The sequence below is a fragment of the Nitrospiria bacterium genome (assembly GCA_036397255.1).
Classification (GTDB): domain Bacteria; phylum Nitrospirota; class Nitrospiria; order DASWJH01; family DASWJH01; genus DASWJH01.
Genome location: DASWJH010000043.1, coordinates 1 through 22467, shown reverse-complemented (window position 1 = coordinate 22467; position 22467 = coordinate 1). Strand labels below are relative to the sequence as shown.

Genomic DNA, 22467 nt, shown 5'->3' with positions numbered 1-22467 from the left:
AGTGGGTAAAAATTGTTAAAAAGTGTTTAAGGTCCATACAGGGCAAGGGTCAAGTCAAAGTCATTCTGTGGTTGAAGCCTTTGAAGTATTAGAGGTTCCTGCAAAATCCAGTTCGTCATTCCCGAATGGTTTTATCGGGCCTGCCGGCAGGCAGGAATCCAGGATTCAAAAAATCAACATCTTCTGGATTCCCGCTTGCGCGGGAATGACGAAGGGAACCGGGAATGACGGGAAGGGCCTGGATTTCCGCTTTCCCCTGCCTGCAAGTGCCCGCCGGACAGGCGGGTAATGACAAAATTTACCCACTCACTTCCACGATGAGCCTCAATTAATTACACCAAAAGGTTTTTAAAAACGTGCCCTTCAAGTTTGTTGAAAAAAGCCTGTATTTCAAAGAGCGAAGGAGATTTAAGCGCCATCATACCCAATCCATCCACAGTGTTCAGATTAAATTCCTCGGTTCTGAGGAGGTTAGTGAGGAAATGACAAGCGGAAAACTTCGAAATAACAGCGATGGAGGGGTATGTATTTTCCTGGATTCTCTTTTAAAACCCAAACAAGTGGTCTTGATGTCTCTACCCTTAATGAATGAAAAGACAATGGTCCCCACGTTGGGTGAAGTTAAATGGTCTAAGAGGGATCCAAAGAAAAAAAAGGGTTATGACATTGGGATCAGCTACCTCCTATGATTTCTAAATTGGATTTAAGATCATTATGAAAAACCCACGAAAAAGGATCGTCATTATAGGCGGTGGTTTTGCAGGTGTATATACCGCCATGGCCCTCAATCGTTTATTGAAAAAGGTGGAAGGCCTTGAGGTCATTTTAATCAACCGGGAGAACTATTTTGTTTTTCAACCCATGCTTCCGGAGGTCATTTTGGGCAGCATCGGAATTATGCATACGGTAACACCCATTCGAAGACTCTGTCCTAATATTACCCTTTATGTTCGGGATGTGGAAAGTATCGACCTGGAGAAAAAGGTAGTGGTCACAAGTCCCGGGGTCCGTCCCAAACCGAATTTTATTCCTTTTGACTATTTGGTCCTTGCCCCAGGAACCACAACAGATCTTTCGGTTGTTCCCGGATTTCAGGAACATGCCTTTCCTTTTAAAAATTTGGGGGATGCTCTTTCTTTGCGGAATCACCTTTTGCATACTCTTGAGGAAGCGGATATTGAAGAAGATCCTGCCCTTCGAAAGCAACTTTTAACTTACGTCGTTATTGGAGGAGGTTTCTCCGGTGTTGAGGTCGCCGCGGCCATGAACGATTTTTTACGAAAGGCTACCCGAAATTACAAACACCTCCATCTGGAAAACATTCACGTGGTTTTAATTGACCGGGGAAAACGGATACTATCCGAAATGAGCGAAGGCCTAGCCTCTTATGCCCATAGCCTTCTAATAAAGAGGAATATGGACATTCGCCTAAATATAAGTGCCCAAGGAGCGACATCCGAGGCCATTTATCTGAATGACGGATGCAAGATACCCACCCGGACCCTGATCTCTACCGTCCCTGCAGGTGTTCACCCCCTTATTTCGGGGTTGCCCATTGAGAAGGACAAACGGGGACGGTTAAAAGTCAATGAATTCCTAGAAGTCTCAGGGCAAGCCGGATTATGGGCCTTAGGAGATTGCGCGAGTATCCCCGATCAAAAAGGAGGAAGGTGCCCACCTACCGCCCAGTTCGCTACGCGAGAAGCCCAAATAGTTGCCAAGAATATTATTGCGGAAATCCGAGGTGGAGGAAAATCTCCTTTTACTTTTTCAGGGTTAGGGAAAATGGGAGCCCTAGGTCATTTCTCCGCTGTCGCTGAAATTTTTGGGGTAAAATTTTCTGGTTTTTTGGCTTGGGTGGTATGGAGGGGAGTTTATCTCATGAAGTTGCCCGGAATTGAACGGAAGTTTAGGGTGGGTTTAGATTGGGCTCTTGACACCCTGATCCCCCCCGACATTGTTCAACTTAAAGTTCAACCGACCCAAAGTTTTTCCAGTGAACGCTTTGAACCTGGGCAAGTCATTATTAACCAAGGGGAGAGTGGAGACCGAATGTACCTAATAACCGAGGGGGAAGTCGAGGTGCTTCGGGGCGAATCTGACGGAAAGAAAACCTTATTAGCCACTCTTGGCCCGGGAGAATATTTTGGGGAAATGGCTCTGCTGTCAAAACAACAAAGAACCGCAACAGTGATGGGTCGGACCAGGGGAAGTTTGGTTAGCGTAAAAAGAGGGGATTTTAAAGCCCTTTTGTCTTACTTTCCGGATTTGTCGGAGCGTTTTAGACAACTCGTTGAAAGTCGCATGGGTCAAACTCCTGAAAAGAATCAATCGAACATTAAAGAATCTTCGCCTTCAAACTCTTGAAGCTGAAATTCTCAAATCTGATTTTAAGAATTTCCCATAAATTTTAAGTCTGTTTGATGGGAAATTTCCCATTGATTGGGATTAAAAAGCGGGAATACCCTCAACAAATAATAAAAAGGAACCCATTCATGACCTTAACCTTTTTAAACAAAAAAACAGTTTCTAAAGTATTAATCACTTTTCTCTTCTTTCTCCCTCTTTTAATGCTGTTTTTTCTCCAAGAACCTTTAGCACACGAAAGCTGGGTCCTGACTCCCGGGGAAATTGAAGAATGGGATGCAAAACCCAAACCTGAAATCTTTACCACCTTCAATCCACTCAATATCTTTCTCTACACATTTACCGCGGCGTTTTTAGTGGGTTGGATCCTTCTCAACTATACTGGTGCCCGTGAACTTTTCCCCGATCTTCAGGTCCGGCTGGCTTCTTATGGAGGGTATGCTTCCTTGGCCTTACGGATTGCCCTATTTGTTATGTTGGGGATGGGTGCTTTTGGTTTAGGACCCCGGCATGGAACCCAACTGGGTGAGACCCCCACGTTGGCGGCTCCGGATCTGGAATTGAGGCTGCTTGAGGGAAACTGGTTTTGGCTTGCCGGTATTGAAGGGACTTTAGCTTTTTTATTTCTGCTAGGAATTTATGTCCGAGGAGCTGCAGCCATCCTCCTGGGCCTTGGTGTGATAGGCCTTTTTGTGTTTGGGTATGACATGGTGGCTTATATCGGTTTGGTGGGAGGGGCGGCGGTTTATCTCATGTTGCAGGGACCCGGTTCTTACTATATTCCAATGCCCCCCATTCCGGGAACAGCAAAGATTTCCAACTTCCTAGCCAGTCAACCCCGGGGAAGGGCCCAGTGGCTGCTGAGGATTTTGGCGGGATTGAACCTAGCCTATCTGGGAATTGAATATAAATTTCTGCATCCAAACCAAATGTTGGGCATCATTGAACTGCACCATGTCCCTACCTTTGGCCTTGAACATGCAACGTTTGTTTTTTTTATGGCGCTTGTTGAAACCCTTGCCGGCCTTCTGATTCTAGCAGGAGTTTTGATGCGGCCTTTGTCCGTTGTATTGTTCTTTGCTTTTGTATTTTTTAGCGCGGTTTTAGGGGAAAGCGTCTTTGCCCACATTATCTTTTATGGGTTACTGGTTTCCTTTATTACCAATTCGGCCGGCCGATGGAGACGCCCAGAAGCAACGGATAAACCTGGAAAAGTGGTAATAGTGGGTGGAAGCTTTGCGGGTGTTCATGCCGCTTTGAGGCTACAAAGGCTGGTTGGAGAATTCAGCAATGTACAGGTAACACTGATTCACCGGGAAAGCTATTTTTTGTTCCATCCTATGTTACCCGAAGTGGTGGGGGGATCCGTGCAACCCGGAAACATTGTCAATCCCATACGACGGTTTTGTCCAAAAATCCGTTTTATTCAAGGAGAAACCACCTCTATTGACCACCAAGCCAAAAAAGTTCACATCAACCTTGTTTCGAATGAAACTTTACATATCGACTATGATCAGTTGCTGGTCGCCCAAGATATGGAGGCCAATTTTTCTGGGGTACCGGGGCTTCTTGAACACGCTTTTCCCATCATGACCATCGGGGATGCCCTTTTTCTTCGGCAAAGGGTGTTAGAGTGCCTGGAACAGGCGGAAACAATTTCGGACCCCCAAAGGCGTAAAGCGCTCCTCACCTTTAGTGTGGTCGGTGGAGGGCTCAGGGGTTGTGCGACTGCATCGGCCATGAGCGAATTAATTCAATCCGCCTTGGTCTCATACCCAGGGGTCAAAACAGATGAACCGAAAATTCTTCTATTTGAAAAAGAAAATCAGGTCATTCCAAGATACGATTCCCCCCTGGGGACTTCCGCTCACTTTAGGCTCAAAAAAATGGGGATTGATATTTTTACAATGACAAATATTACCGCTGTAACCCCTGAAGAAGTTGTTCTATCCGGAGGGGACCGAATCCCAACAAAAACTGTGGTCGGAACCCTCGTGAGTCGACCCAAGGTGATTTCCTCACTTCCAGGGGCGCGCCCCGATGGTCGCCTTCCCGTTAATCCTTTTTTAAAAATTCAGGGACCGGATCACATTTGGGCAGCCGGAGATTGCGCCGGGCTCAGTGAAATGGGCCCATTTATGGCTTTGAGAGAAATACGAATGGGCCGGAGGGCTGCTTACAATGCTTATGCGGCGACGCAAGGGTTTAAACCTCTTCAATGGAAAGAAGGGAAACCCCTCGTCTATATGGCGGCCCTTGGGCGAAAGGCTGCGGTGGGAAGATTTTTCGGGATCCCTTTGGGAGGTATTCCAGCATGGCTTGCCTCCCGTTTTCTATGTTTGTTTACCCTACCTGGATTAGAACGGAACCTAAGAATATTAATCGATTGGGCGTTGGATATTCCATTTAGGAACGATATTGTTGTGTTGGCACCCAATCGAACTCTGAAGCTCAGCAGCGCACATTATGAGGTGGGAGATGAAATTGTCCGCCAGGGGGACAGAGGAGACTGTGCCTATATTCTTCAAACGGGAGAGGCAGAGGTTTTAAAGCAGGTAAACGGAAAATGGGAAAAATTAGCAAACCTGAATAGGGGGGATTGTTTCGGAGAAATTGCTCTTTTATGTGACATGCCTCGAACCGCAACTGTAAAATGCCTAACCCCGGTGGATGTCACCGTCCTTCCCCGGGAACAATTCATGACACTGGCTGAAGGATACAGAGATTTAGGGGCTGCACTGAAGGCAAGGGTGGTTGGCAGGTTAAGTGATTCGGAACAAATTGGGGCTTAACAAAAACGGGCGGAATGGATCTAAAAAAATAAGCAGATTAAAATCCAAGAAATAAGGTGTTTTATTGTTTGGTCAAATTTTAAAACGCCTACCAATACGGACCCAAACAGAATCGAGGATAGATCTATGAAAACATACGTTCCTGTGGTGATTGTGATTTTATGGTTTCTTTTCCAACCGGTTTCCGGATTAGGGCAGACGGGTGTCACAAATGAGAAACGTATACAAGAGTTGGAAGATCAGGTAAAAGGAATACGGAAAGAACTTTTAGACGCCAAAAAAGAACGGCAGTCCTTTTCGGAAAATGCGAAGCCAGGTCCTATCCAACTCGCGACCAGCATTACGGTTCGATATGATATAACCGAGGTAGAAGATCAAACCGACCTCCTGCTTGAGGATAACGAAATCGAAGGGTTTCGGACCCGTGTGCGATTTGCGATTAACTATCGATCTGATGGTTATGTCTCCGGGGGATTGCGTCTGAGCGCTGGGGGAGATCCCAATCCTACATCACCATTTATCCGGCTGGGGGATTCCTTTCGCTCCAAATCCTTTAATATTGACCGGTTTTTTATTAACTACCAACCCCTGACCATTTATGATGAATTGGTGTTTACCGTTGGAAAAATGCCTCAACCGTTTTGGCTTGGGGATCGGGGACCCTTTCGCACCGAGATGATCTGGGATACGGATGTTAATCCTGAGGGTATCGTCCTAAAGGTCGGAACTCCTAAGAACTTTCTTTTTAATATGATACAAATTGAAAACACCGCTGGTTTTTTTTCCATATATGAAGCAACAGACTTCCGGTTTTCAGGCCTAACAGGGGATACCTACCTGTTAGCCGATCAGGTTCTCATCAAGGTGGACCCGGGGTCTCTAGGGGGATCCATTGATCCCGGTAGCCTCGGGGGAACTGTGGCAGTAGCCCTCTATGATTTTGAAAACATAAACTCGGGCCTAAGGGCGCCTAACTTTACCCCTGGATCAGGCGCATTTGTTGAGCCCGGGACCACCGCTTTTCTCTTGCGCGGTGGGCTTCAACGAACCAACAACCAAATCAATTACGGCCCGGGCGCGATCGGGTTCGTCGAAGATGAATTTGCCCCCTTGGTGATTACCAGTCAGGTATATTTCTCAATCCCAGAGCAATGGCTGGAACCCCTCGGAATCGACTTTATTTCCCCTGAGTTATTTGTCCTGGGCGATTATGTCGAAAATTTGAGTTTTGGTCGGGATGATACTGGTTTTGGTATTACAGGAGGGATTCGGGGTGGAGGGAAAGGGTTTCTTAATCCTTTCAACCTCTGGTATACATACCGGAACGTAGATGCAGACGCCACTCTGGCCACATTTGCTGATTCAGACCTAGGCGCAGGAACGGGTTATGATGGGTTTGAGATTCTTTTCAATTACAAGATTTTGCCTGACCTGTTATTTCAGTTTTTATATCTGGATTTTGATGGTTTTCCCAATAAGGACAATAATGTAACCCGAATGTTTTTTGATGTTGTACTCACTTTTTAAAGGAACCATTTAGAACCTCTAAGGGTTTGAACCTGCTAAAGGAGATGAAAATGACTTTTAATCGCACCTTACTACTATTGGGAAAAATCTTGACCGGGACCTTCGCCTCCATTTTTTTGATGACCGGTTGTGGTGCAGATGGAAATATTTCAGAAAACCTAAATACCGTAAATGACCGGGAAATCTCAGGAATTGCGGGTCCTCCGGATACTAGCCAAATGGCCTCAGCAAGCAGGGTTTCAAGAGGACAATTTTCCACAACCAATACAGCAGCGGATCTTTCCTTCCCTGATTTAAACAGTGAAGAACTCTCTATCTTTAACCAGGGGTTATCCCTGTTTTCCACCGCCAGAACGGATTTTACCGGTTTAGGGCCTATATTTAACCAAACCTCCTGTCTGGGATGCCATGATAATAGCAATGCCCCTACAGCCACACCGGCTGGGCGTGCGGCTCGCACCAACCAAACTAACTATACCCTTTCTAGCCAGGGGGTCCGTCCGGATACGGACGCCTTTACTCTTTTTGTCGATTTTTCCTCTAGTTCCGGTTCAGTAATTCCCCTTTCGGAATTCGGTGGTCCGATCCAGCACGTCGGTGCCACCGGCGGTTGTTCTCCGGATATCATCCCTGATGTTTCTATTGACCCTTTTCTTCAGGGAGGGGGCATTGGACTGCGTAGGGCCGTAGGAGAACGGGCAGCCCCTCCCTACATTGGGCGTGGTTTGATCGAAGCCATTTATGCGGACGATATAGTTGCCAATCGAGACCCTGGAGATGCCCAAACCCATTCCTCCACCCTCCTGCCAGCCCTTGCTACATCAGGCTGTCCAACAGGCGGGGACTGCATCTCCGGTCGACATAATGAAAACAGTGCAGCCAATGCAATTATCGGTGGAGACCCCGTGATTCGGCCTGCACGTTTTGGGCTCCGCGCTGCAGGTCCCACCCTAATTCAATTTATGATTGGGGGAAGCCAGGGTGAGGTAGGGTTAACCAGCCCTTTTGCACCCAACGAGCAAAACAACAATCAAAATGGCGGGAAAAAATGCGATCAAGCCCCCGATCCTGAACTTAAAACCAACGACATTTTGGATTTGAGAGCCATGATCCGGCTGGTCGCTCTCCCCGATTTTGACTCGTGCTTATTAGAAACTCCCGCTGTAACCGCCGCCTGCACCAGTGGGGGAAGTGCATCCAGTATTCAAAATGGGGCAGCACTCTTTGGGGTGGACTTAACCGCCTTCCGAAACCGAATGACCGACACCAATCTCCCCGACGGATTGAACGAAAACGCGTTGAACCAAGCCGATCGACAACTCAATTGCGCAGGGTGTCATACGCCCATTATGAGAACAGGACAATCTCCCGCAGAAGTGGGAGCACAACATCTCAGCAATAAGTGGGTCCCTCTATTCTCGGACTTACTGATTCATGATATGGGAGAGGTAACGGTAGAGCGTGTAAGCCCTGTTCTGAGGGCACCCACGACCATTGGAAGTGGTTTAGACATTTCAAGAAATTTAGCAGACGATGCGCTTCCTGGGCAAGGCATCGCCAATGGTCGGGAGTGGCGAACCCCTCCCCTCATGGGAATTGGGGTCATTGGTCCACCTTTCATGCATGATGGACGTGTGTTTGTAAATCCCGGTGCCCCGGCCAGGACTGTTTTTACAAACTCAGGTGTCACACCGAATACGGAACTGGTCATCACTGACCTGGACAGCGCCCTGCGGGCAGCCATAGAACTTCATGACCTACCCCCAGCGGATCCTGGAGTTCCCCCTGTTAATGGGGGATGTCCAGTTCCGTCGGGAAGTTCAGCGGATATTTGTCCGACATCACCCAACAACAGCCAAAGAAGTGAAGCCAGGAATGTCATGGCCCGTTGGCGGAGTTTAACCCCTGCCCAACACCAAGACGTTATTAATTTCTTAAAGGCCCTATAGTAAACATTTTTTTAAGGAGGGGAAGTCATGGATGAGGTGCAAAAGCTCGAACAAAAATGTATCAACACGATTCGGACCCTTTCCATGGATGCGGTTCAGGCAGCTAATTCAGGACACCCCGGAACCGCCATGGCCATGGCACCCGTTGTTTATAGTTTGTGGAATCGAATCCTTCGGTTTGACCCGGAAGATCCTATTTGGTCCAATCGGGATCGCTTTGTCCTCTCCATCGGACATGCATCCATGCTCCTGTACTCGATCCTTCATCTCACCGGGGTTAAAGCGGTCAACGCCAAGTACGAAAAGCTCGGGGAATTGTCTGTCAAACTTGATGATATTAAACGGTTTCGCCAACTGGACAGCAAATGCGCCGGTCACCCGGAATACCGCTGGACCTCAGGGGTCGAGACCACCACCGGTCCCCTGGGACAGGGAGTCGCCACCAGCGTTGGCATGTCGATGGCAAGTAAATGGATGGCGAATTATTTTAACCGCCCAGGGTTTGACATGATCGATTACGATGTTTACGCCATGTGCGGAGATGGATGCATGATGGAGGGGGTATCCAGTGAGGCGGCTTCCCTGGCGGGTCATCTCAAACTCTCCAACCTATGCTGGATTTATGACAGCAATCGGATCACCATTGAGGGACATACAGCGTTGGCCTTTAGTGAGGATGTGGCCACGCGATTTATGGCCTATGGATGGAACGTTACCCGGGTGGGTGACGCAAATGATTTAGAGATGATCGGGAGGGCCTTTGAGAACTTTAAAACTACCCCGGATCGCCCAACTTTAATTATTGTGGATAGTCACATCGCCTACGGCTCACCCAATAAACAAGACACCAGCGCCGCCCATGGGGAGCCTCTCGGAGAGGAAGAGATCCGATTAACCAAACGAAATTACGGCTGGCCGGAAGATGCAAAATTTCTTGTTCCGGATGAGGTACCAAAATTTTTCCAGGAGGGAATCGGAAAACGAGGCCATGAACTACGGGAATCCTGGATGGCTAAATTCAAAGAGTACAAAGGTAAATATCCAGAACTGGCAGATCATCTTTATAAAATGCAGCATCGTCAGCTTCCCGATGGTTGGGACAAGGATATTCCGGTATTTCCAGCGGATCAAAAGGGTCTTGCGGGCCGGGAGGCTTCAGGGAAGGTGTTAAACGCTGTGGGGAAGAACATCCCCTGGATCATTGGGGGTTCAGCGGACCTGACCCCCTCCACGAAAACCCGGCTCACCTTTGAAGGTGCAGGGGATTTCCTTCCAGATAATGGGTTTGGAAGAAATATCCATTTTGGCATACGAGAACATGCCATGGGATCTATCTTAAATGGTCTCTCTCTTTCCAAGATTCGGCCTTTTGGGTCTGGGTTTCTTATTTTTAGTGACTACTCCAAACCCACCATTAGGTTGAGCGCAATCATGGAAATCCCTGTGATTTACATTTTCACCCATGACTCCATTGGGGTCGGGGAGGATGGTCCGACCCATCAACCCGTGGAACAGTTAGCCTCCCTACGGACCATTCCCGGCCTGATAACCATTCGACCCGCCGATGCAAACGAAGTGGCAGATGCATGGCGTGTGATTGCTGGATTACAACACGAGCCTGTAGCCCTGATTTTAACCCGGCAGGCCCTTCCCACATTGGATCGCACCCAATACGCCCCTCCTGCTGTTCTTAAAGGCGCCTATATCTTGATCGATGCACCCGGGGGAAAACCCGATGTGCTTTTGCTGGCCACGGGAAGCGAAGTTGCACTCTGTGTAGAAGCTTACGATAAACTGAAAGCCGATGGAATCAAAGCACGCGTGGTCAGTATGCCCTCACTTGAGTTTTTTGAGCAGCAGAGTCAAGAATATCGCGATTCAGTACTTCCTCCTTCCGTAAGAGCTCGGGTGGCCGTAGAAAAAGCCTCCACCTTCGGTTGGGAACGCTATGTTGGATTAACAGGCCACATTATTGGAATGAAAACCTTTGGGGCTTCGGCACCACTCAAGGAGTTGGTTAAAAAATTTGGGTTTACACAGGAAAACGTGGTTGAAGCGGCAAAAGGACAGTTGGCAAAAAATAAATAATTTTAGAGATAAGGAGGCAATACCATGAATCCATTGGTTCAACTCCAAGAGTTTGGGCAGAGTCCTTGGTACGATTATATTCGAAGGGGCCTCATCACCTCAGGGGAGCTTCAAGCTTTGATTGATAATGATGGGCTCCTAGGGGTCACTTCCAACCCCTCTATTTTTGAGAAAGCCATTGGGGGAAGCACCGATTACAATCAAGCTCTGAAACAGATCGCCTCGGATGTAACCGGTGTAAAAGAAATTTATGAAACGTTGGCCATACGAGATATCCAGGATGCCTCAGATCTAATGTATCCTGTATATGAAAAAACGAAAACCCGGGATGGCTATGTTAGCCTAGAGGTCTCTCCAGACCTTGCCCACAATACCAAAGGAACCCTCGAGGAGGCCCGAAGGCTCCATAAAATGGTGGGCAGGGACAACGTACTGATTAAAGTTCCCGCAACTCCAGAGGGTATCCCAGCCATTGAAACACTTCTGAGCGAAGGGATCAGCGTCAATGTGACCCTGCTCTTTAGCGTAGAAGCTTACGAAAAGGTCGCATGGGCCTATATTTCTGGTCTTGAAAAGAGAGCCAGCAGTGGCAAAGATATCCGCAAGATGGCCTCGGTGGCAAGCTTCTTTATTAGCCGGATCGATAGCCTTATCGATAATCAATTGGAATCAAAATTAAAAATTGAAAAGGATCCTAAGAAACGGGCCATCCTTCAAAACCTTCTGGGAAAAATTGCCATTGCCAACGCAAAGGTGGCCTATTTGAAGTTTCAAGAAATTTTTGATAGTCCCCGCTTTAAAGCACTTCAAAAACAGGGAGCACAGGTACAGCGCCTCCTTTGGGCCAGTACGGGAACCAAAAATCCCCGTTACCCTGATACCCATTATGTGGAAACTTTGATCGGAGCGGACACGGTCAATACCATGCCTGCTGCAACCTTTAACGCCTTCCGTGATCATGGAAAAGCCTATAGTAGTTTGACAACAGAAACAAAGGAAGCCAAAGAAACCATGGATCTCCTGGGTGAATCTGGGATTGACATGAATCAGGTCACAGACAAACTACTGGCCGATGGCGTCCGGCTTTTCTCCGAGGCATTTGACCAACTGATGGGTGTCATTAGCCAAAAAAGAAAAGAGTTATTAGGTGCGAAACTGGATCAACAAACTTTTTCACTTGGCGCTTTTGAATCGGGGGTAAAAGAAAAAATTCAAGAGTTACGGAAAAACAATTTCACACGCAGATTTTGGGCCCAAGACCCGACCCTATGGCATAAGGACCCTGCCCATCACAAAATAATTCGAAATGCCCTGGGGTGGATGCACATCCCTGAACAGCAAGTTCACCATCTCTCTCGCATCAAGGGGCTTGCTGAAAGCATTCAGAAGGCTGGCTTTAAACACGCCCTTCTATTGGGAATGGGAGGAAGCAGCCTTTGCCCAGAGGTGTGGCGCATGACCTTTGGCGTGGTAAAGGGCTATCCGGAGCTTCTTGTCCTTGACAGCACCGTCCCGGAACAGGTAAGGGCTTTTGAAAAAAAGGTGGATCTGTCTAAGACCCTTTGCATTATCTCCAGCAAATCAGGGTCTACCACAGAGCCTTTGGTTTTTTACCAATATTTTCATGATCAGATACGCAAGGTGGTAGGAGACCGCGTTGGAGAACATTTCATCGCTATCACCGACCCTGGATCACTTCTTGAAAATTTAGCGCGTGAAAGTAATTTTCGGGATATTTTACCCGGCGTTCCTGAAATCGGGGGAAGATACTCTGCCCTTTCCAACTTTGGGATCATTCCTGCGGCTATCATGGGGGTTAACGTGGAACACCTTTTGTACCGGGCCGAACGGATGCGTCATAGCTGTGACTCGGTGGTTCCCCCAGAAGAAAACCCAGGCGTCATGTTGGGGGTAACCCTCGGAGTTTTGGCCCTCCAGGGAAGAGACAAAGTCACCTTTATCGCCTCACCCGCCATCAGTGATCTTGGTGCCTGGCTTGAGCAACTCATCGCTGAGAGCACGGGAAAGGAAGGCAAGGGAATCATTCCCATTGAAAATGAAACCCTGGGACCACCGGAGGTTTATGGAAAAGACCGCCTATTTGTTTATATCCGTTTCTCGGGGGGAGCAGATAAAAAACAAGATGAGCAGGTGGCGGCCCTTGAGAAGGCAGGGCAACCCGTCGTCCGAATTGAACTAACCGACCTGATTAACCTGGGGGAGGAGTTCTTTTTATGGGAGATCGCGACAGCAGTAGCCGGATCAGTGATTGGGATCAATGCCTTTGACCAACCCAACGTTCAAGAAAGCAAAGACTATACAAAGGCTTTTCTTAATGAATTCAAGAAAAAAGGCCAACTACCAGAAGAAGACCCGATTCTCACCTCCGATGGAATTCGGGTATATGGGGATGCAGCAAACCGAGAGGCCCTTAAGGAAGCCCCAACCCTTGAGAAGGCTTTGACCGCCCATATGGATCGTGTAAAACCAGGAGACTACGTGGCGATCAACGCTTACGTAGAACACAACGAACAAACTGGAAAAATTCTTCAAAATATTCGGCATGGAATCCGGGATACCAAAAAAGTTGCCACGACCCTTGGTTATGGCCCCCGCTTTCTACATTCAACTGGCCAACTCCATAAGGGAGGACCTAACTCCGGTGTGTTTATTCAAATTACCTCTGATGATGCGAAGGACCTTCCCATTCCTGGCGAGTCCTACACCTTCGGGGTATTAAAAGCCGCACAGGCATTAGGTGATTTTCAGTGCCTTAATAAACGCAACCGAAGGGCCATTCGACTTCACCTGGGAAAAGATGTGGAGAAAGACCTCGGGCGCTTGGAGAAAATTTTTAAAAAATTAACCTAGGATTTTCGTAAAAAGGGGTGAGGTTATCATTGAACGATCAACCCAAAAATATCTCTTATTTAAAAATCGCGGTTGCCTGTGACCATGGAGGTTTTCCTCTAAAAGCCGAAGTGATTGAGGTCATCTTGAAAGCAGGCCACAAAGTAATCGATTTAGGAACCCACTCGCCCGCTCCCGTTGACTACCCTGACTTTGCCAAAGCCGTGGGGGAAGCCATCCAACAGGGGAGAGCGGAACGTGCCGTTTTATTATGTGGAAGCGGAGTGGGAGCCAGTGTGGCAGCCAATAAAATGCCGAATGTTAGGGCTGGATTATGCCATGACACCTATTCGGCACGGCAAGGGGTTGAGCATGATGATATGAACGTTCTCACCCTTGGCGCGCGAATTATAGGACCTGCCTTGGTACCGGAACTGGTACAAGCCTTTTTGGAAGCGGTTTTTTCCCAAGAGGAAAGGCATGTCCGCCGTTTGGAAAAGGTAAAATGGCTTGAAAAAAATCACCGCTACTAAAGGAAGGGAAAAGGCCACAGGAGATTTTCAACTTTTCCAAACATTAAAACCGGGAGGAACAATTCTTTTATTCCCGCAAAAAAAAAGAAAGGGTAGATTATGGACTTAGGGTTTATAGGTCTTGGAAAAATGGGAATGAATATGGTCACCCGTTTACAGCAAGGGAAGCATCGGGTGGTTGTATATGATCGCTCCACCGATCTTATTTCAAAGGCAGAAGCGGTGGGATGTATCGGTGCTTCATCGCTCAAGGACATGGTTTCAAAGCTTAAGGGACAGAGGATCGTCTGGATCATGGTCCCTTCTGGTGCCCCCACTGAAGAGACGGTAACCGCGGTCTCGGATCTGTTGAGTACCGGGGATATTATTATCGATGGAGGCAATTCAAAGTTTAAAGATGATCTCCGAAGAGCGCCGGAACTCAAGAAAAGAGGGATTCACTATGTCGATGTGGGAACCAGCGGGGGTATTTGGGGTTTAAAACTAGGTTACTGTATGATGGTGGGCGGAGAAGAAGCCACCGTCAAGCAGCTTGAACCGATTTTCAATACACTGGCCCCCACAGATGGATGGGCTCATATGGGAGGACATGGATCAGGCCATTACGTAAAAATGATCCACAATGGAATTGAGTACAGCATGATGCAAGGCTACGCAGAAGGTTTTGAGTTAATGTCTAAGAGCGACTATAATTTGGATTTGGCTAAAATTTCTGATCTCTGGATGCATGGCAGCGTGATTCGGTCCTGGTTATTGGAATTGGCAGTAGGTGTATTTACTCAAGACCCAAAACTGAAAAATCTGAAAGGGTATGTTCAAGATTCGGGAGAAGGCCGCTGGACCCTTTTAGACGCCTTGGATAAGGATGTTCCCGTCCCCACCCTGACGGCGTCTCTTTTCACCCGTTTCCGTTCCCGCCAGGAGGAATCCTTTGCGGAAAAGATGTTGGCAGGCCTACGCAACGCCTTCGGAGGCCATGGAGTAAAAAGGTAAAGGGAAAAACTTTGGAGGTAAAAAATGGTTGAAAAGGAACTCGGGGAGAATCAAATCGCAACCCTGGGGGGGGGACCTGTTCCTCAACCCTGTACCTTGGTCATTTTTGGAGGATCGGGTGATCTTGCTCGCCGAAAATTGGTCCCCGCAGTATATAACCTCTTGCTGGACGGCGTCCTTCCATCCAATTACGCGGTCATCGGGATCGGGCGTAAAAAAATGAGTGATCCGGATTTTCGAAAAAGCTTACGCGAGGGAATTGAAAAGTTTTCTCGTCAGGCTTTGGATGAAAAAAAATACTCTGATTTTGAACGTCGCCTCTTTTACCTTTCGGGTGAAATCGATAACCCCCAAACCTATAAAGATATTAAAACCCTTGCCGAAAAAGTGGAAAGCGAATTAAAGCTTCCCGGGCATCGCATTTTTTATTTGGCCATTCCCCCAACATCTATTTCTCCCGCCTCGGAAGGTTTAAAAGGGGCAGGTTTGGTCCAACCCGTCAACAGCGCAAAACCCTGCTCTCGCGTCATTGTGGAAAAACCCATCGGAAGGGATCTTGAATCTGCAAAACAGATTAATTCTATTTTGGGAAAGGCCTTTGACGAATCTCAGGTTTTTAGAATTGACCATTATCTTGGAAAAGAAACGGTTCAAAACCTTTTGGTTCTAAGGTTTGCCAACGGCATTTTTGAACCCCTTTGGAACCATAAATATATCGACCATGTTCAGATTACTGTGAGCGAAGAGGAAGGTGTTGGGACCAGGGCAAGCTACTATGAAGAGGCGGGAGCCCTTAGGGATATGGTTCAAAATCATATCCTTCAGCTTCTGTGTCTCGTGACCATGGAGCCACCCTGGTCGCTGGATCCTGATGTGGTACGCAACGCAAGGCTTGAGGTTCTGCGATCTCTACGCCCCATTAGAGGTAAATCGGTGAATGAATTTACCGTGAGGGCGCAATACAGCTCGGGGCTCATCAAAGGGGTGGAAGTCCCAGGATACCGTCGTGAAACCGGAATCAAACCCGACTCCACCACGGAGACCTATGTGGCACTTAAAGTCTTCATTGAAAATTGGCGTTGGGCTGGGGTTCCTTTTTATATCCGAACCGGAAAGGCCATGAAGAAACGGGAAACAGAGATTTCAGTCCACCTCAAACCCGTTCCTCAAATCCTGTTTAATTCCAATCCCGCTTTCCCTTTAGAACCCAATATTCTGGCCCTACGGATCCAACCCGAAGAGGGTTTTTCCCTTCGGATTATCTCAAAAATTCCCGGTCCGAAGGTGAAGATTCACCCTGTCAACATGGATTTCCATTATGGAGAAGCCTATTCAAAAGAATCCCCGGAGGCGTATGAGCGACTTCTTTTAGATGTCATGGCTGGGGACCCGACTCTCTTTATGAGAAGAGATGCCGTTGAAGCCGCTTGGGGATGGGTAACAGATATCCTTGAGGGATGGGAAAAAGAAGGATCCAAATGGCTTCCGGAATACCAAGCCGGGAGTTGGGGCCCTGTGGAAGCCGATCGGCTCATCGATGGGGATGCACAGAAATGGAGAATGTTATAGATGTTTTTTTCTTCCCATTTAAGAGTTAGAAGGTGTTGAAAATCTCTATGACCCGTGTAATACTTCCCGGACCTGAAGAAATAGCCCATGAGGCAGCAGATCGAATCGTAAAGATTGCCCAAGAGGTTCTTAACGAAAAACCATACTTTCGCTTTGTTTTATCCGGAGGATCAACCCCCAAGCGCCTCTTTAAGATCCTTGCAGGTGATCCATATCAAAACCAGCTTCCCTGGAACAGAATCCAATTTTTTTGGGGGGATGAGCGATGTGTACCTCCAGACCATCCCGATAGCAATTATCGGATGGCTCGAGAGGCTTTTTTAAACAGCTTAAAAATTTCAGAGGGCCATATCCACCGGCTTAAGGGTGAGGCCTCCGATCCGAATGTCTCGGCCCTAGAATATGAAGAAAACATTAGGGATCATTTCTCATTGAAGAAAACCGGGGCACCCCCTCGGTTTGATCTGATTCTTCTAGGAATGGGGCCCGATGGGCATACCGCCTCTCTTTTTCCAAACACACCTGCACTGGAAAAGACCGATCGGTGGGTCGTGGCCAATCCCGTGGAAAAATTTGGAACCACCCGTTTAACCATGACGCCCCTGATCCTCAATCAGGCCGCTTGGGTCATCTTCTTGATATCAGGTTCCGATAAGGCCCCTATTCTTTCGGAAGTCTTAGAAGGACCCTATGAACCGAAGCGACTGCCATCTCAATTGATTCAGCCGGAATCAGGAAACATGGTGTGGCTTCTGGACCGAGCAGCCGCAGATCGATTAAAGCCACAATAAGGAGAAACCCATGTGGAATAAGGGAACCACGTTTGTCCGACATCTCCTTTCAGAACAGGAGACGTTTACCACAGAGACCGGCCACTTTACCGCCCTTCTCACCCAAATTAGCCTTGCGGCAAAAATTATCGCACGTGAACTGAACCAAGCAGGTCTAGCCGGTCGTTTAGGGTACACGGGCGAGGTCAATGTCCAGGGAGAAAAAGTCAAAAAAATGGATATTTGGTCCAATGAGGTTTTCGTGGATGTTTTATCGGAAAGCCGCATGGCCTGTACATTGGTCTCTGAAGAAATGGAAGATCCGCTCCACATCAATGAAGCCTGCGATGGGGGGAAATATGTGGTGTGCTTCGATCCGATCGATGGTTCTTCCAATATTGATATCAATGGAATTTTAGGAACGATTTTCTCGGTGTTCCTTCGATCCGGTCGAAAAGGCAACCATATGGAGTCCGACGCCCTTCAGAAAGGGTCAAAGCAGATTGCCGCGGGATATGTCATGTATGGTCCCAGCACCATCTTGGTTTATACCACAGGGCAAAGCGTCAACGCCTTTACATTGGACATTAATACCCGAGTCTTTATGCTCTCCCACCCCAATATTCGAATTCCTAAGCGTGGTAATACCTATAGTGCCAACGAAGGGCATTATCACCGATGGCACCCAGAAACTCAGAAAGTGGTGGACTACCTCAGGACCCCCCATAAAGAATCAGGCCGCCCCTATTCCCTTCGATACGCAGGTTCTCTAGTGGCGGACTTCCACCGGACCCTTTTTGAAGGAGGAATTTTCCTGTACCCTGCAGATGCGGACGACCCAAAAAAACCCACCGGGAAATTGCGGCTTCTCTATGAAGCCTCACCCATGGCCTTCCTCACAGAAACAGCCGGGGGCCGAGCCAGCACAGGGACAGAAAGGATTTTAGATATTCAACCCACAACCTATCACCAGCGTGTACCATTAATCATCGGCAGTTCCGAAGATGTGGCACTCGCGGAAGATTTTTATGCTCATCGTCGCTAAGGAGGATTTCAATGAATAAACGTGTTCAGGAAATATTGGGATGGTATAAAAGCGATAATCCAGGAACGCTGACAAACCTTGCCCGTTTTATGAATCATGGCATGTTAGCCGGTACGGGCCGGATGGTCATCCTTCCCGTAGATCAAGGATTTGAACATGGACCTGCCCGGAGTTTTGCTGTAAACCCCCCTTCCTACAACCCACGCTATCATGTCGAATTAGCGCTTGAATCAGGGTGCAATGCTTATGCGGCTCCCCTTGGGTTCCTTGAAGCAATTGCGGGGGATTACCCCGGTGAAATTCCGCTGATTTTAAAACTTAATAACCATGATGTTTTACAAGATGAAAAAGACCCCATTTCAGCCGTAACGGGATCAGTAAAGGACGCCCAGCGATTGGGATGCACAGGCGTAGGGTTTACCATATATCCCGGCTCTGCACATCGTGTGGAAATGTACGAACAACTTCGTGAAATTACCGCGGAAGCAAAAGCCGTTGGATTGGTTTCGGTGGCTTGGTCTTACCCGAGGGGGGCAGCCATTAGTAAAGAGGGAGAAACCGCCGTTGATGTCGTTGCCTATTCCGCACAAATAGCCGCCCAACTAGGGGCACATATCATCAAGGTAAAACTTCCTACCGCTCATATTGAACAAAAAGAAGCAAAAAAGGTATATGAAAAGGAAAAGATTCCAGTGGAAACCCTGGCTCAACGGGTACGTCATGTGGTCCAGAGTACTTTTGAGGGGAGGAGAATTGTCATTTTTTCGGGAGGAGCCACCAAGGAGGACGACAAAGCCGTTCTCGATGAAGCGAGGGCCATTCGGGATGGAGGTGGCTTCGGATCTATTATTGGGCGAAATTCATTTCAACGGCCAAAAGGAGCGGCCATCAAACTATTGACCCAAATTATGAATATCTATTCCGAAAAGACAAAATAACCAAACAAAGGAAACAGTGATGATTCTTGCAGGAGACATCGGAGGAACCAAGACTATTCTTTCGCTCTATCGTAACCATTCAGGATCCCTTGAGCAGGTGAATGAAGAGGTTTTTAAAAGCCAGGAATTTTCTCAATTTGAAAAGGTTCTAAACTTATTCTTAGAAAAATACAAAAACGAAAAAATCGGAGCCATTTGCATTGGTGTGGCTGGCCCCGTGAAAAACGGACGCTGTGAGACCACAAACCTCCCTTGGGTTCTTGATGAAAAAGAAATTAGTAAAGCATGGGGAATTCCGAAGGTAAAACTGCTCAATGATCTGGAAGCTGCCGCTTATGGAATGCTCTTTTTACCTTCTCATGAAATGGCGGAGCTTAATAAAGGGACTCCTTCTTCGGGAAAAGGTAACATCGCCGTCATTGCGGCAGGAACAGGGTTAGGGGAGGCCTTTTTGTGTTGGAATGGCAGTGATTATATTCCCATCGCTTCAGAGGGGGGGCATACCGATTTTGCACCCCAAAGCGATCAAGAAATTGAGCTTCTGAAGTTTTTACGTTCGGAACTCGGCCATGTCAGCTATGAGCGTATTCTTTCTGGCCCAGGCATATTCAATATTTATCGTTTTCTTCGAGCCATAGGATCCTATCAGGAACCGGATTGGTTAAAAGAGAGACTTCAAAGTGGTGATCCAAGTGCAACGATCACACAAATCGGCTTGGCTGGAGAGAATGATCTCTGCGTGGAAACACTCAATTTATTTGCTTCTATTTACGGGGCCGAGGCAGGCAACCTTGCTCTCAAAGCCCTGTCCATTAGTGGGGTTTTTATTGGCGGAGGAATTGCTCCCAAGATTTTTGAAAAGCTGGAAGATGGAACCTTTATGAAAGCTTTTCTTGACAAAGGCCGATATTCAAAACTTTTAAAACAGATCCCTGTAAAAGTTTCCCTCAATAGCCGGGCCCCCCTAATTGGGGCAGCCTATTATACAGCCCGCCTTTAATCCCTATCCTTACATAAGATAAACCCTCCGGTTAAATTCTGAACTTTATTAAACCCCAGTTGCAAAAGAATGCGGGTCGCCAGGTAACCCCTTAAACCCACTTTGCAATACACCACCGTCTCAGCCTGAGGATCCAGTTCATGAAGCCGGTCACGCAATTCATCCACCGGAATCAGTTGGGCTCCGGGAATTTTTCCCTGCTCATACTCTTTTCGGGTCCTCACATCCACCAGTTGAATGGCATCCCCTCGATCCAGCCTGGACTTCAACTCTTCACAGGTAATGGTTTGAGTCTCTCCCCTTAAGGTATTGGAGGCCACAAACCCGGCCATGACCACGGGATCCTTCGCAGAGGAAAATTGAGGGGCATAAGCCAAATCCAAATGTTCTAAATCTTCAACCCGCATTCCGGCCATAATAGCCGTGGCAATCACGTCAATCCGCTTATCCACCCCATGGGTTCCCACGATCTGAGCCCCTAAGATTCGGCCGTTTTTTTTCTCGATGATCAATTTAATATGGACCGCCGTCGCTCCCGGATAATATTCCGCATGATCTAGAGGATGAATCACAGAAACGTAAAAATCCAATCCATGACGTTTTGCCTCCTTCTCGGACAGGCCGGTTTTTGCGGCAGTAATTCCCATTGATTCAACGATGGCCGTTCCCAAGGCCCCTTTAAATGCCATGTTTCCCCCAGCCGCATTGGCTCCTGCAATCCTTCCTTGTTTATTGGCGGGCCCTGCCAAGGGAATCCGGGTGGGTTTTCCCGTAACCAAATGCAAGGTCTCCACGGCATCCCCCGCCGCAAAAATATCCGGATCGGATGTTTGTTGATGGGAATTGACCACTATCCCTCCGGATAAACCAATTTCTAATTTTGCCTCTTGGGCCAATCGAATTTCCGGGCGGACACCGATGGATAAAATGACCAAATCGAAAGGTAGTCGCTTTCCGCTTTGTAGTTCCACCTCAAAAGCCTTTTCCTCCCCATTGACCTCTTGGGTTGAAAAAGCTTTTATCCCATCCCCGAGAACCAAATGAATCCCCTCATCCCGTAAATGATCGGCGATCAGTCGGGCCATATCCATATCAAAAGGAGGTAACACTTGAGGTTCCAGCTCCACCACCGTCACCTCAAGACCCCTTCGTTTTAGGGCTTCAGCAGATTCCAGGCCAATAAAACCCGCCCCAATCACAAGGGCTTTTTTAGGTTTTAATTGATCAATGGTCAGTTTAATTTTGTCTGAGTCGGGAACTGTTTTCACTAAAAAGATATTTTCCGCCTGAATGCCGGGAAGAGGTGGAACCACGGCACCCGCCCCGGGGGCCAAAATCAATTTATCATAGTTTTCTTCTATTTCTTCCCTATTCAATAGGTTTTTCACCAAAACTTTTTTATCCTTCCTTCGAATGGCCGTGACCTCATGAAAAACCTTAACCTTCACCCGAAACCGTTTCCAGAAGCCTTCCGGCGTTTGGAGGAGAAGCTCATCCCGATCCTCAATGTCCCCTCCGATATAATAAGGCAAACCGCAATTGGCAAAGGAAACATAAGGTCCTTTTTCAAAAATAATGATCTCGGCCTTTTCATTGGTTCTGCGGGCTTTGGCCGCAGCACTGGCCCCTCCCGCAACACCCCCCACAATTACAATTTTAACCGACTGCATATCTCCCTCCCAAAAAAACCCTAGAAAAAAACTAGCCCAATTAATAATTTGGGTCTTCGTGTAATCGAGTGGGCAAAAATTGTTAAAAAGTGTTTAAGGTCCATACAGGGCAAGGGTCAAGTCAAAGTCATTCTGTGGTTGAAGCCTTTGAAGTATTAGAGGTTCCTGCAAAATCCAGTTCGTCATTCCCGAATGGTTTTATCGGGCCCGCCTGCCGGTAGGCAGGAATCCAGGATTCAAAAAATCAACATCTTCTGGATTCCCGCTTTCGCGGGAATGACGGGAAGGGCCTGGATTTCCGCTTTCCCCTGCCTGCAAGTGCCCGCCGGACAGGCGGGTAATGACAAAATTTACCCACTCACTTCCACGATGAGCC

Annotated in this window: 17 protein-coding genes; 16 read left to right on the top strand and 1 reads right to left on the bottom strand. The window is 47.7% G+C overall.

What is annotated here, in order from left to right; translation table 11 throughout:
- The first annotated feature begins 22 nt into the window (after positions 1-22).
- The 15 genes from VGB26_05335 (at position 23) to glk (ending at position 20421) form a co-directional block, all read left to right on the top strand.
- Complete coding sequence (locus VGB26_05335) at positions 23-289, top strand: hypothetical protein (protein HEX9757210.1); 267 nt, start codon at positions 23-25, stop codon at positions 287-289.
- A 67-nt stretch (positions 290-356) separates the two neighbouring features.
- Positions 357-689, top strand: coding sequence for a PilZ domain-containing protein (locus VGB26_05330; GenBank protein ID HEX9757209.1), 333 nt, complete (start codon positions 357-359; stop codon positions 687-689).
- 25 nt (positions 690-714) lie between these two features.
- Entirely contained in the window at positions 715-2367 is a 1653-nt protein-coding gene (locus tag VGB26_05325; GenBank protein ID HEX9757208.1) for an FAD-dependent oxidoreductase, read from the top strand.
- A gap of 128 nt (positions 2368-2495) precedes the next feature.
- Complete coding sequence (locus tag VGB26_05320; GenBank protein ID HEX9757207.1) at positions 2496-5159, top strand: FAD-dependent oxidoreductase; 2664 nt, start codon at positions 2496-2498, stop codon at positions 5157-5159.
- A gap of 126 nt (positions 5160-5285) precedes the next feature.
- Positions 5286-6686, top strand: a complete 1401-nt coding sequence (locus VGB26_05315) for a putative porin (GenBank protein ID HEX9757206.1) — start codon at positions 5286-5288, stop codon at positions 6684-6686.
- Positions 6687-6736: 50 nt separating this feature from the next.
- Positions 6737-8635: a di-heme oxidoredictase family protein gene (locus VGB26_05310; protein ID HEX9757205.1), complete on the top strand. Its 1899-nt coding sequence runs from the start codon at positions 6737-6739 to the stop codon at positions 8633-8635.
- Positions 8636-8662: 27 nt separating this feature from the next.
- Positions 8663-10723 carry a transketolase gene (tkt, locus tag VGB26_05305; GenBank protein ID HEX9757204.1) on the top strand — a complete coding sequence of 687 codons (2061 nt, stop codon included), beginning with the start codon at positions 8663-8665 and terminating at the stop codon, positions 10721-10723.
- Positions 10724-10747: 24 nt separating this feature from the next.
- Complete coding sequence (locus VGB26_05300) at positions 10748-13594, top strand: bifunctional transaldolase/phosoglucose isomerase (GenBank protein ID HEX9757203.1); 2847 nt, start codon at positions 10748-10750, stop codon at positions 13592-13594.
- 29 nt (positions 13595-13623) lie between these two features.
- Positions 13624-14106: a ribose 5-phosphate isomerase B gene (gene rpiB, locus VGB26_05295; GenBank protein ID HEX9757202.1), complete on the top strand. Its 483-nt coding sequence runs from the start codon at positions 13624-13626 to the stop codon at positions 14104-14106.
- 99 nt (positions 14107-14205) lie between these two features.
- Positions 14206-15099 (top strand): decarboxylating 6-phosphogluconate dehydrogenase, encoded by an 894-nt coding sequence (gene gnd / locus VGB26_05290; protein ID HEX9757201.1) that lies wholly within the window; start codon positions 14206-14208, stop codon positions 15097-15099.
- A gap of 24 nt (positions 15100-15123) precedes the next feature.
- On the top strand, positions 15124-16668 hold the full coding sequence (gene zwf / locus VGB26_05285; protein HEX9757200.1) for a glucose-6-phosphate dehydrogenase: 1545 nt from the start codon (positions 15124-15126) through the stop codon (positions 16666-16668).
- 47 nt (positions 16669-16715) lie between these two features.
- On the top strand, positions 16716-17459 hold the full coding sequence (gene pgl, locus VGB26_05280; GenBank protein ID HEX9757199.1) for a 6-phosphogluconolactonase: 744 nt from the start codon (positions 16716-16718) through the stop codon (positions 17457-17459).
- Positions 17460-17469: 10 nt separating this feature from the next.
- Entirely contained in the window at positions 17470-18483 is a 1014-nt protein-coding gene (gene fbp, locus VGB26_05275; protein ID HEX9757198.1) for a class 1 fructose-bisphosphatase, read from the top strand.
- 11 nt (positions 18484-18494) lie between these two features.
- Entirely contained in the window at positions 18495-19421 is a 927-nt protein-coding gene (locus tag VGB26_05270; GenBank protein HEX9757197.1) for a class I fructose-bisphosphate aldolase, read from the top strand.
- 19 nt (positions 19422-19440) lie between these two features.
- Positions 19441-20421 carry a glucokinase gene (gene glk, locus VGB26_05265; protein ID HEX9757196.1) on the top strand — a complete coding sequence of 327 codons (981 nt, stop codon included), beginning with the start codon at positions 19441-19443 and terminating at the stop codon, positions 20419-20421.
- Here glk and VGB26_05260 read toward each other — a convergent pair.
- Complete coding sequence (locus tag VGB26_05260; GenBank protein HEX9757195.1) at positions 20418-22091, bottom strand: FAD-dependent oxidoreductase; 1674 nt, start codon at positions 22089-22091, stop codon at positions 20418-20420. The two genes, glk and VGB26_05260, sit on opposite strands and share 4 nt — an antisense overlap.
- A gap of 89 nt (positions 22092-22180) precedes the next feature.
- Here VGB26_05260 and VGB26_05255 point away from each other — a divergent pair, with 89 nt between their 5' ends.
- Positions 22181-22312 (top strand): hypothetical protein, encoded by a 132-nt coding sequence (locus tag VGB26_05255; GenBank protein ID HEX9757194.1) that lies wholly within the window; start codon positions 22181-22183, stop codon positions 22310-22312.
- Positions 22313-22467: the final 155 nt, after the last annotated feature.

What these genes read in the sequence shown, in the direction of transcription:
- gnd (HEX9757201.1), top strand. Translation starts at nt 14,206, where the DNA reads ATGGACTTAGGGTTTATAGGTCTTGGAAAAATGGGAATGAATATGGTC.
- VGB26_05260 (HEX9757195.1), bottom strand. Translation starts at nt 22,091, where the DNA reads ATGCAGTCGGTTAAAATTGTAATTGTGGGGGGTGTTGCGGGAGGGGCC.
- zwf (HEX9757200.1), top strand. Translation starts at nt 15,124, where the DNA reads ATGGTTGAAAAGGAACTCGGGGAGAATCAAATCGCAACCCTGGGGGGG.
- VGB26_05270 (HEX9757197.1), top strand. Translation starts at nt 18,495, where the DNA reads ATGAATAAACGTGTTCAGGAAATATTGGGATGGTATAAAAGCGATAAT.
- VGB26_05310 (HEX9757205.1), top strand. Translation starts at nt 6,737, where the DNA reads ATGACTTTTAATCGCACCTTACTACTATTGGGAAAAATCTTGACCGGG.
- tkt (HEX9757204.1), top strand. Translation starts at nt 8,663, where the DNA reads ATGGATGAGGTGCAAAAGCTCGAACAAAAATGTATCAACACGATTCGG.
- VGB26_05300 (HEX9757203.1), top strand. Translation starts at nt 10,748, where the DNA reads ATGAATCCATTGGTTCAACTCCAAGAGTTTGGGCAGAGTCCTTGGTAC.
- VGB26_05315 (HEX9757206.1), top strand. Translation starts at nt 5,286, where the DNA reads ATGAAAACATACGTTCCTGTGGTGATTGTGATTTTATGGTTTCTTTTC.
- VGB26_05320 (HEX9757207.1), top strand. Translation starts at nt 2,496, where the DNA reads ATGACCTTAACCTTTTTAAACAAAAAAACAGTTTCTAAAGTATTAATC.
- glk (HEX9757196.1), top strand. Translation starts at nt 19,441, where the DNA reads ATGATTCTTGCAGGAGACATCGGAGGAACCAAGACTATTCTTTCGCTC.
- pgl (HEX9757199.1), top strand. Translation starts at nt 16,716, where the DNA reads ATGACCCGTGTAATACTTCCCGGACCTGAAGAAATAGCCCATGAGGCA.
- VGB26_05325 (HEX9757208.1), top strand. Translation starts at nt 715, where the DNA reads ATGAAAAACCCACGAAAAAGGATCGTCATTATAGGCGGTGGTTTTGCA.
- fbp (HEX9757198.1), top strand. Translation starts at nt 17,470, where the DNA reads ATGTGGAATAAGGGAACCACGTTTGTCCGACATCTCCTTTCAGAACAG.